Origin of the sequence: Streptomyces sp. PA03-6a (assembly GCF_033792765.1) — a bacterium.
GTDB lineage: Bacteria > Actinomycetota > Actinomycetes > Streptomycetales > Streptomycetaceae > Actinacidiphila.
Map to the genome: position 1 here is coordinate 1 of NZ_JARAVK010000358.1, position 7,163 is coordinate 7,163.

Sequence of the window (7,163 nt, forward strand, 5' to 3'; positions counted from 1 at the left end):
GGCCTGGACCCGGTCGGGTGCGGCGGGCTGCTCCGCACGCTCGGGGGTGCCCCACGACACGCGGGGCACGGGGTCCTGCCGGGCCGGGTCGGCAGCCCACGCCCGCTCCGGGGCGGGTTCCGGACGGGACTCCCGCCGCGGCTGCTCCGCGGGGCGCGGCTGCGGCTGCGCCTGTGCCTGCAGCCCGGTGAAGGTGCCGGTGCCGGGTCCGCGTTCGGCCCTCGGCGCCAGCGGGTCCTCGTCCAGGAACATCGGCCCGGACTCCTCCAGCGCGGGGGTCCACGGCGTCGCCGCCGGGGTCTGCGGCACCGGGGGCGCGGGCGGCGGTGCCAGCGCGGGGCCGGCCGCTGCCACGGCCGCACCGGACGGCGGCGCGAGGTCCTCCCCGGGCTGCGGGGCGGGGCGGCTCGTACCGGGCACCCAGGAGGACCCGTTCCAGTACCGGATGTATCCCGGGATGGACGGGTCCGGGTAGTACCCGGGACCGGGCAGACTCCCGCCGCTGCTACCGGAGGTCATCCGAGACAACTCCCCTCACGACCGACACGCTCGGACCAGCCCGCCGTCCCCGGCGTGCAAGGGACGACACTAACGAAGAACGCGGCGGGCGGACGAAAGAAACGATCCTTGGGCGAGGATCGGTATTCCGGGGCAAATCCCGTCGACCGAACCGATACGCTTCCGAACTGACACCGCCTCGGACGGACGGGGACGTGCGCGCCGCGGAGCCGTGGGCGCGGCGGGGGCGGTAACGGGAGGGCCGTCGTACGGCCGGACGCACCCGGGACGGTGCGGACGGCGACGTTCCGTGTCTACCGCATCCATCTCGCGTCTGCCGGGCCTTCGGGGAAAGTCCTCCCGATCCCCGGAACCCGCGTAATGGTGAAGGCCGTATGCGCTCTCTCCCGGTGCGGGCCCCGCGCAGCATCCGCCGCGCAGCACCGCCAGGGGCCTTCGCGCCGAGGAAAGGACGACGAGATGCACACCGTGGTCGAACGGGAACTGGAGATGCACCTGGTGCTGTCGCCCGAGCGCAGCATCGCCGTCCCGGCCAAGCTGTCCTACCGGGCGGAGGATCCCTTCGCCGTGCACATCACCTTCCACATCGGCTCCGACTGCCCCGTCAACTGGACCTTCGCCCGGGAGCTGCTGGTCGAGGGGGTGTTCCGGCCGAGCGGGCACGGTGACGTACGGATCTGGCCGACCAAGACGGACGGGCGGAGCGTGATCTGCATGGCCCTCAGCTCGCCGGACGGCACCGCCCTGCTGGAGGCGTCCTCGCACCCGGTGGCGGCGTGGCTGGAGCGCACGCTGCGGGCGGTGCCGCCGGGGACGGAGCTGGACCACCTGGCCATGGACGAGCGGCTGGACGAGCTGCTGGCCCCGGCCGCCGGGGAGGGCGCGCGCGACGAGCGCCGCACGCCCGAACCCTGGCACGGCGCCGACGAACCGCCGGACGCGTAGGGCGACGGCCCGCGGGCCGGGTGGCCGCGGCCGTGGGTTCAGAACACCTTGCCGGGGTTGAGGATGCCGAGCGGGTCGAAGACGGCCTTGACGCCGCGTTGCATCTCCACGCCCACCGGGCCGAGTTCGCGGGCCAGCCACTCCTTCTTCAGGACGCCGACGCCGTGCTCCCCGGTGATCGTGCCGCCGAGCTCCAGGCCGAGCGCCATGATCTCGTCGAAGGACTCGCGGGCCCGGCCGGACTCCTCGGGATCGGCGGCGTCGAAGCACACCACGGGGTGGGTGTTGCCGTCCCCGGCGTGCGCGCACACGCCGATCGTCAGGTCGTGCTTGCGGGCGATCGCCGCGACCCCGTCGAGCATCGCGGCGAGCCTGCCGCGCGGCACGCACACGTCGTCGATCATCGTGGCCGTGGAGACCCGCTCCAGTGCGGGCAGCGCCATCCGCCGTGCCTGCAGCAGCATTTCGGACTCCGCCGCGTCCTCGGCGGGCACCACCTGCGTCGCCCCGGCGGCCGCGCACAGCGCCCCCACCGCGGCCAGGTCGGCGGCCGGGTCGGGGGTGTCGAAGGCGGCGAGCAGCAATGCCTCGGTCGACTCGGGCAACCCCATGCTGGTCATGTCGTTGACCGCGCGCACGGTCGTACCGTCCATCAGCTCCAGCAGCGAGGGCACGTGGCCGCCGGTCATGATGTCGCAGACCGCCGCGCAGGCCGCCTCGGCCGAGGGGAACTCGGCCACCAGCGCCAACTGGGCAGGCGGCGCGGGCTTGAGGGCCAGCACGGCCCGCACGACGACGCCGAGGCTGCCCTCGGAGCCGACGAACAGCCGGGTCAGGTCGTAGCCGGCGACGCCCTTGGCGGTGCGCCGGCCGGTGCGCAGCAGCCGTCCGTCGGCCAGGACGACCTCCAGGCCGAGCACGTACTCGGCGGTGACCCCGTACTTCACGCAGCACAGGCCGCCGGAGCCGGTGCCGATGTTGCCGCCGATGGTGCACTGCTCCCAGCTGGAGGGGTCCGGCGGGTAGTACAGGCCCCGCTCGGCCACGGCACGGGAGAGGGCGGCGTTGACGACGCCCGGCTCGACGACGGCGACCCGGTCGACGGGGTCGATCTCCAGGATGCGGTCCATCCTGGTCAGGGAGAGCACGATGCAGCCGTCGGAGGCGTTGGCGGCGCCCGACAGGCCGGTGCGGGCCCCCTGCGGCACGACGGGCACCCGCAGCGCCGTGGCGGTCCGCATGACGTGCTGGACCTGCTCCACGGTGCGCGGCAGGACGACCACCGCGGGCGCCCCGGCCGGGCAGAAGCTGGCCATGTCGTTGGCGTACGAGGCGGTGACGTCGGGATCGGCGAGGATGGCCCCGTCGGGGAGTCCGGCGCGCAGCCGGTCGATGAGATCGCCCATGCGTCCAGCTTCGCACCGCGCCGCCGCCCGGGGAAGATCACGTCACCGCGCGGCCCACGGCTTTCTGAGTATCCGTACGGATGGTGGCGCGGGCGGGGGCGCGGCGAGGATGACCGCCGTGACGGATACGACGGACCCCGGGGGCACGGCACAGGCGCGGCGACGCCACGGGCGGAGGATCGCGGTGCGCTGCGTGTGGGCGGTCGTGCTGCTCGCCCCGCCGGTGGTGCTGTGGATCATGGGCGCGGCGGACGCGGCGCAGCACCAGAGCCCCACGGACTGGGTGGGCAACCACCGCGCCAAGGTCGCCCTGGAGAACGCCGCCCTGCTCATCGCGGGCCTGCCGGCCGCCGGGGTGGTGGTCGGTGCCCTCGCCGGGGCGCTGCGGCGGCCGCCGCGCACGGGGCTGTGGGCCGCGACGGGGGCGGTGCTGGGGGCGCTGGCGTTGTGGGGGTTCGGCGCGTACGCGTTCCTGTCGGCCCTGCGCCACTTCACGATCGTCTTCTGACGGCGACCGGCGCCGGCCGCGCCCTCCCCCGCGGGGGCACGGTCCGGCGCCGGAGTCGGCGGCGGTGGCGATCAGAGGTTGCCGCGGCGCTCCTGCTCGCGCTCGATCGCTTCGAAGAGCGCCTTGAAGTTGCCCTTGCCGAAGCCCATCGAACCGTGTCGCTCGATCATTTCGAAGAAGACGGTCGGGCGATCCTGGACAGGCTTGGTGAAGATCTGCAGCAGGTAGCCGTCTTCGTCCCGGTCTGCCAGGATCTTCAACTCCCGCAGGGTGTCGATCGGGACGCGGGTGTCGCCGACCCACTCGCCGAGGGTGTCGTAGTAGGAGTCGGGCGTGTCGAGGAATTCGACGCCCGCGGCGCGCATGGCGCGGACCGAGGCGACGATGTCGTTGGTGGCGAGGGCGATGTGCTGGACGCCCGGGCCGCCGTAGAACTCCAGGTACTCGTCGATCTGGGACTTCTTCTTGGCGATCGCGGGCTCGTTGATGGGGAACTTGACCTTCAGCGTGCCGTCCGCGACGACCTTGGACATCAGGGCCGAGTACTCGGTGGCGATGTCGTCACCGACGAACTCCTTCATGTTGGTGAAGCCCATGACGCGGTTGTAGAAGGTCACCCAGTCGTTCATCCTGCCGAGCTCGACGTTGCCGACGCAGTGGTCGATCGCCTGGAAGAACCGCTTGGCCGGCGGCTCCACGATCGGCTCGGCGGCGACGTAGCCGGGCAGGTACGGGCCCTTGTAGGCGCCGCGCTCGACCAGGGTGTGGCGGGTCTGGCCGTAGGTGGCGATGGCGGCCAGCACCACGGTGCCGTACTCGTCGCCGGCCTCGTGGGGCTCCTCCAGGCCGGTGGCGCCGTGGGCGAGGGCGTAGTCGTAGGCGGCGCGGACGTCCGGCACCTCCAGGGCCAGGTCCACGACGCCGTCGCCGTGGGCTGCGACGTGCTCCTCCAGGAAGCGGCCGTGGTCGGTGGCGGCCCTGACGACGGAGGTGAAGACGAAGCGGGCGCTGCCGGACTCCAGGACGTAGGACGCGGTCTCGCGGCTGCCGTTCTCCGGTCCGGAGTAGGCCACGCGCTTCATGCCGAACGCGGTCGAGTAGTAGTGGGCGGCCTGCTTGGCGTTGCCCACCGCGAAGACGACCGCGTCCATTCCCTTGACCGGGAACGGGTCCGCGTCGCCGGGGGTGGGGGAAGTGTGATCCAGGGTCTCAGTCATGGCAGCAGCCTCGCCCGGCACCTCAAGGTGCGCAATAGTTCGCAGAACGACTGGACAAGCTGTACAGCGGTCGACGGAAATCGGGCGGCATTCTGTGCACGGTGACCACCGTCACAGGAGGGACTGGGGTGTCATGGGGATCGACCGGCTAGACGGACGGCTGATCAAGCTGCTCGCCGAGGAACCGCGGATCGGCGTGCTGGAGGCCTCGCGGCGCCTGGGAGTGGCGCGCGGGACCGTGCAGGCACGGCTGGACCGCCTTCAGGCCAATGGGGTGATCCGCGGCTTCGGACCGCAGGTCGACCCGGCCGCGCTGGGCTATCCGGTGACGGCGTTCGCCACGCTGGAGATCAAGCAGGGGCAAGGCCCGGACGTGCGGGCGCATTTGGCCGGCGTCCCGGAGGTCCTGGAGCTGCACACCACGACCGGGCAGGGGGACATGCTGTGCCGGCTGGTGGCCCGCTCGAACGCCGATCTCCAACGTGTGATCGACCGGGTTGTGGGCTTTGATGGCATCGTGCGGGCCTCCACGGCGATCGTCATGGAGAACCCGGTCCCGTTGCGGATCATCCCGCTGGTCGAGCAGGCGGCACAGGACGCGGACACGTAGCCGAGGGACGGCAGGGGTGATGCCCGGTGAGCTTCTGGGAGTACCTCGCCAGCCGCCACGAGCAGCTGCTGATCGACGCGTACCAGCAGGCCAGCCTGGTCTTCCAGTGCATGGTGCTGGCGACCGCGATCGGGGTGGCGATCGGGGTCCTGTCCTACCGGCGCGACTGGGCCGCGGCCCTGGCCGTCACCTCCACCGCGACGATCCTCACCATCCCCTCCCTGGCCCTGATCGGCCTGCTGATCCCCTGGCTGGGGCTCGGCGTCCCCCCGACGGTGACGGCCCTGACGCTGTACGGGCTGCTGCCGGTGGTCCGCAACGCGATCGTGGGGCTGCGCGGGGTCGACCCGGCGCTGGTCGACGCGGCCCGCGGCATCGGTATGTCGCGGACGGCCGCCCTGGCGCGGGTCGAGCTGCCGCTGGCGTGGCCGCCGATCCTGACCGGCATCAGGGTGGCGACGCAGATGCTGATGGGCATCGCGGCGATCGCGGCGTACGCCTCCGGACCGGGGCTCGGCAACGAGATCTTCCGCGGGATCGCCTCCCTGGGCGGCGCCAACGCCCTCAACCAGGTGCTGGCCGGGACGGTCGGCATCGTCGTCCTGGCGCTGCTCTTCGACGCCTGCTACGTGCTGCTCGGGCGGCTCACCGTCCCCCGGGGGATCCGTGGCTGAGGCGTCGGGCGCGACCATCGAGCTGGAGCAGCTGACCAAGCGGTACCCGGGCAGCGCGGAGCCGGCCGTGGACGGCGTGAGCATGGAGATCGGGGCCGGCGAGACGGTGATCTTCGTCGGGCCCTCCGGGTGCGGGAAGTCCACCACCCTGAAGATGATCAACCGGCTGATCGAGCCGACCTCGGGCCGCATCCGCATCGGCGGCGAGGACGTCACCCACATGGACCCGGTGAAGCTGCGCCGCAAGATCGGCTACGCGATCCAGTCCTCCGGGCTGTTCCCGCACATGACGGTGGCCGAGAACATCGGGCTCGTCCCCCGGATGGTGGGCTGGTCCAGGGCGCGGGTCCGGGACCGCGTCGAGGAGATGCTGGACCTGGTCGGGCTGGACCCGAGGGAGTTCCGCAGCCGCTACCCGCGCCAGCTGTCGGGCGGTCAGCAGCAGCGCGTCGGGGTGGCGCGGGCGCTGGCGGCCGATCCCCCGGTGCTGCTGATGGACGAGCCCTTCGGCGCCGTCGACCCGATCACCCGTGACCACCTCCAGGACGAACTGATCAGGCTGCAGCACGAACTGCACAAGACGATCGTCTTCGTCACCCATGACTTCGACGAGGCGATCAAGCTCGGGGACCGCATCGCGGTGCTGCGGGAGCGCTCGCACATCGCCCAGTTCGACACCCCTGAGGCGATCCTGACCAATCCGGCCGACGACTTCGTCTCCGGGTTCGTGGGCGCCGGGGCCGCCCTGAAGCGGCTCAACCTGACCCGGGTGCGGGACGTGGGCGTCGCCGACTTCCCGACGGTGCGCCTGGACGACCCCCTCCAGTCGATCTTCGACCGGCTGCGGGAGGTGACCACGACCAACGAACTGCTGCTGCTGGACCGCAGGGGCCGCCCCTACAAGTGGCTGCGGCGCGGCGACCTGCTGCGCGCCAAGGGCTCGCTCGCCCGCGCCGGGACGCTGGTGGGCGACACGGTGACCCGGGACGCGACCCTGCGGGACGCCCTGGAGGCGGTGCTCACCGACAGCAGCGGACGGGTCGCGGTGACCGGCCGGCGCGGCGAGTTCACCGGGGTGGTGGACATGGAGACGCTGCTCAACTCCGTGCACGAGCTGCTGGAGGAGGACCGGCTGGCGGCCCTGGAACACCGTCACGAACTGGAGGAGCTGCGCGCCCCGCAGACCCGGGCGGAGCAGGAGGGCGCCGACCACGAACCGGGGGCGCGGGCATGAGCCCCGCCACCGGCGTACCGCCGGGCGGGACGGACGGGACGGGATGTCCG

The 7,163-nt window shown here is 72.4% G+C and carries 8 protein-coding genes; 5 read left to right on the forward strand and 3 right to left on the reverse strand.

What is annotated here, in order from left to right; genetic code table 11:
* The coding region (locus tag PV350_RS42805) for a DUF2510 domain-containing protein (RefSeq protein ID WP_500338793.1) at window positions 1-519 on the reverse strand (519 nt) is incomplete at its 3' end.
* 459 nt (window positions 520-978) lie between these two features.
* On the opposite strand from PV350_RS42805, the gene PV350_RS42810 reads away from it, so the two are divergent.
* Entirely contained in the window at window positions 979-1,464 is a 486-nt protein-coding gene (locus tag PV350_RS42810; protein WP_500338795.1) for an SsgA family sporulation/cell division regulator, read from the forward strand.
* Window positions 1,465-1,502: 38 nt separating this feature from the next.
* Here the strand turns inward: PV350_RS42810 and PV350_RS42815 are convergent, their stop codons facing one another.
* Window positions 1,503-2,870 carry an FAD-binding oxidoreductase gene (locus tag PV350_RS42815; protein ID WP_499512094.1) on the reverse strand — a complete coding sequence of 456 codons (1,368 nt, stop codon included), beginning with the start codon at window positions 2,868-2,870 and terminating at the stop codon, window positions 1,503-1,505.
* A 118-nt stretch (window positions 2,871-2,988) separates the two neighbouring features.
* Between PV350_RS42815 and PV350_RS42820 the strand changes: the two genes are divergently transcribed.
* Window positions 2,989-3,378, forward strand: coding sequence for a hypothetical protein (locus PV350_RS42820; protein WP_499512095.1), 390 nt, complete (start codon window positions 2,989-2,991; stop codon window positions 3,376-3,378).
* A gap of 71 nt (window positions 3,379-3,449) precedes the next feature.
* Here the strand turns inward: PV350_RS42820 and hppD are convergent, their stop codons facing one another.
* Complete coding sequence (gene hppD, locus PV350_RS42825) at window positions 3,450-4,595, reverse strand: 4-hydroxyphenylpyruvate dioxygenase (RefSeq protein WP_326575744.1); 1,146 nt, start codon at window positions 4,593-4,595, stop codon at window positions 3,450-3,452.
* A 133-nt stretch (window positions 4,596-4,728) separates the two neighbouring features.
* On the opposite strand from hppD, the gene PV350_RS42830 reads away from it, so the two are divergent.
* Genes PV350_RS42830 through PV350_RS42840 form a run of 3 tightly spaced genes read left to right on the forward strand, consistent with a single transcriptional unit; the run spans window position 4,729 to window position 7,113 of the window.
* On the forward strand, window positions 4,729-5,205 hold the full coding sequence (locus PV350_RS42830; RefSeq protein ID WP_499512096.1) for an Lrp/AsnC family transcriptional regulator: 477 nt from the start codon (window positions 4,729-4,731) through the stop codon (window positions 5,203-5,205).
* Window positions 5,206-5,231: 26 nt separating this feature from the next.
* Window positions 5,232-5,879: an ABC transporter permease gene (locus PV350_RS42835; RefSeq protein WP_499512097.1), complete on the forward strand. Its 648-nt coding sequence runs from the start codon at window positions 5,232-5,234 to the stop codon at window positions 5,877-5,879.
* Window positions 5,872-7,113 (forward strand): betaine/proline/choline family ABC transporter ATP-binding protein, encoded by a 1,242-nt coding sequence (locus tag PV350_RS42840; protein ID WP_499512098.1) that lies wholly within the window; start codon window positions 5,872-5,874, stop codon window positions 7,111-7,113. Before PV350_RS42835 ends, PV350_RS42840 begins: the two co-directional genes overlap by 8 nt.
* Window positions 7,114-7,163 lie beyond the last annotated feature (50 nt).

Bases quoted from the DNA above. Each gene is read 5' to 3' on its own strand.
- hppD (WP_326575744.1), bottom strand. From the start codon at position 4,595: ATGACTGAGACCCTGGATCACACTTCCCCCACCCCCGGCGACGCGGAC.
- PV350_RS42830 (WP_499512096.1), top strand. From the start codon at position 4,729: ATGGGGATCGACCGGCTAGACGGACGGCTGATCAAGCTGCTCGCCGAG.
- PV350_RS42815 (WP_499512094.1), bottom strand. From the start codon at position 2,870: ATGGGCGATCTCATCGACCGGCTGCGCGCCGGACTCCCCGACGGGGCC.
- PV350_RS42810 (WP_500338795.1), top strand. From the start codon at position 979: ATGCACACCGTGGTCGAACGGGAACTGGAGATGCACCTGGTGCTGTCG.